This is a genomic window from Actinomycetes bacterium, assembly GCA_036510875.1.
In the GTDB taxonomy this organism is placed as follows: Bacteria; Actinomycetota; Actinomycetes; order Prado026; family Prado026; genus DATCDE01.
The window spans coordinates 1-2,015 of the sequence record DATCDE010000014.1 but is presented as its reverse complement, the minus strand read 5'-3'; the positions used below and the strand labels follow the sequence as shown (position 1 = coordinate 2,015).

The window sequence follows — 2,015 nt, the reverse complement described above, 5'->3', positions numbered from 1 at the left end:
CGACCTCATCGCCCGACCCGACCCCCGGCCCACGCGACCGTCCCCTCCTGTCAGCCGTGGCCACCCACCCAGTCTCGAACGCCTGCCCGCAGGACGCCCCTGGCGCAAAGACCCGCCCCCGCACTCCGGTTAGATGGATAGGCCGAAGCGATTGATGCAAAACACTATTTCCACCGCACCCAGATCGGACGGCGTGGAAGACCGTGTCGGGACCTTCTGCGCGGCAGGAACGGGTAGGGGTCGGGCGTGCCTAGTCCCTTGCTGGTCGCAGTCGCCTGGGTGGCGATTGCGTTGGGGGTCGGTTGCGCGGTGGAGATCGTCTACGACATGTACGGTCGCGGCTTTCGACAGCGGATGACGATCATGGAAGCGGTGTGGCCGGTCACTGCCCTATACCTCGGCCCGGTCGCGACCTGGGGGTACCGGAGGTTCGGGCGTCCGATGAGCGGGCGGTGGCAACGCGACCACGACGTTGACACGGCCCCGGACAGGCCGGCCTGGGCGACCACGGCGGTCGGCGTCAGCCACTGCGGAGCGGGCTGCACCCTCGGTGACATCGGTGCGGAATTTGCTGTTTTCGCCCTCGGGCTGACGGTGGCGGGCACGGCGTTGTGGGCGGAGATGCTCAGCGACTTCACTGTCGCACTGGCGCTGGGCATCGTGTTTCAGTACTTCGCGATCGCTCCGATGCGGGGCCTGGGTCTGCGTAGTGGTCTGGCCCAGGCGGCGAAGGTGGACGTGCTGAGCCTGGTCAGCTTCGAGATCGGGCTGTTCGCGTGGATGGCGTTGATGTGGTTCGTGTTCTTCCCCGACCCGCACCTGAGCCCGCTCTCGCCGGTGTACTGGCTCTTCATGCAGATCGGGATGATCATCGGGTTTGCTACCGCCTGGCCCACCAACGCGTGGCTCATCCGACGCGGCATCAAAGAGCCCATGTGACACTGGCGACGCGTCCCCCGAACATCGGTCGTCGCAGCCACCTGCGGTGGTCGGGCGGATCCTTGACCCAAGGCTCGCGCCGACGGCGTCCACGACCGCGGATGCGGGCAGCGGCCCCCGTAGGTTCGGAGGGCATCGGCCAGTACCTTCCGGCGCCTCGAGGCCCCGCCGGGGCCAACGCATCGTCTCCGCACCAGTCGGCCGCGGGATAGCCCCGCATCAACTCGTCGATCGAGCTGGCTGGACTCCGGCACCGCTGGCCGCAGTTAGTCGACTCACGGAAGCTCATCGACTGTGGTCGGCACTGGTCAGCCGGCCGGATGGGTCTCTGCCGCTTCGGCTGGGGGGTTCGGCCGGGTGGACGTGGGTGTCCCCGAGCGGTCGCTGGAGAAGCTCGCGGTAGGCGTCCCGGGCGGGGTCGACGAGCACCGGTGGTGCCGCCACCAGGGTGTTGGAGAGTCTGGCCGCGGCCAGGGTGCGGTTCTCGCTGAGGAGATCCCGGGGCAGCGTGGCACCGGTGACGTACAGGTCGCCAGTGGCGGCGATCCGGTCGAGGGTGGCGGCGTTCCACATGGCGAGGTCGGGCAGGGTGCGGGTGCCGGCGAGCAGCACGGGCAGGGTGCGGATCGCCGGGGCGGCGGTGCGGGGGTCGGTCAGGGTGATGAGCAGGTCGCGGATGGCGTGGATGTCGGCGCGGACGCCGAGCAGCGCCGGGGTGGGGGTGCGCAGCGCGGCGAGCTCGGCGCGGACCTGCCGCCAGCCGGTGGCCTGCCGGGCCAGCGCGGCGGCTTGGCGTTGCCAGGGCTGCGCCGGTCTGCCCTGGGCGGTGTCGACGTGGGCGGCCCGGTGCAGGGTGGCGCCGGTGGCTTCGGTGAGCAGCACCGCGGCGGTGGCGTAGTCGGCGAGGGTCTTGGCGATAGCCCCGGCCCGAGGCAGCGCCCGGACGTCGGTGGCGGACTGCGCGGCAAGCTCGGCGTGAGGCAGCAGGTTCTCCAGTCGGGTCCAGTCCGCACCGGCGTCGACGGCGCGGCGGGCCAGCAGTGGCGCGGCGCCGGCGAGCGGCCCGGCGAGGGCGG

General features: G+C 71.1%; 2 protein-coding genes. One reads left to right on the top strand and one right to left on the bottom strand.

Annotated elements, in window-relative coordinates:
- Positions 1-246 precede the first annotated feature (246 nt).
- Positions 247-939, top strand: coding sequence for a DUF4396 domain-containing protein (locus tag VIM19_00940; protein HEY5183481.1), 693 nt, complete (start codon positions 247-249; stop codon positions 937-939).
- Positions 940-1,224: 285 nt separating this feature from the next.
- On the opposite strand, the gene VIM19_00935 is transcribed toward VIM19_00940, so the two are convergent.
- Positions 1,225-2,015 (bottom strand): hypothetical protein (locus tag VIM19_00935; GenBank protein HEY5183480.1); only part of this gene is annotated, 791 nt, incomplete at its 5' end.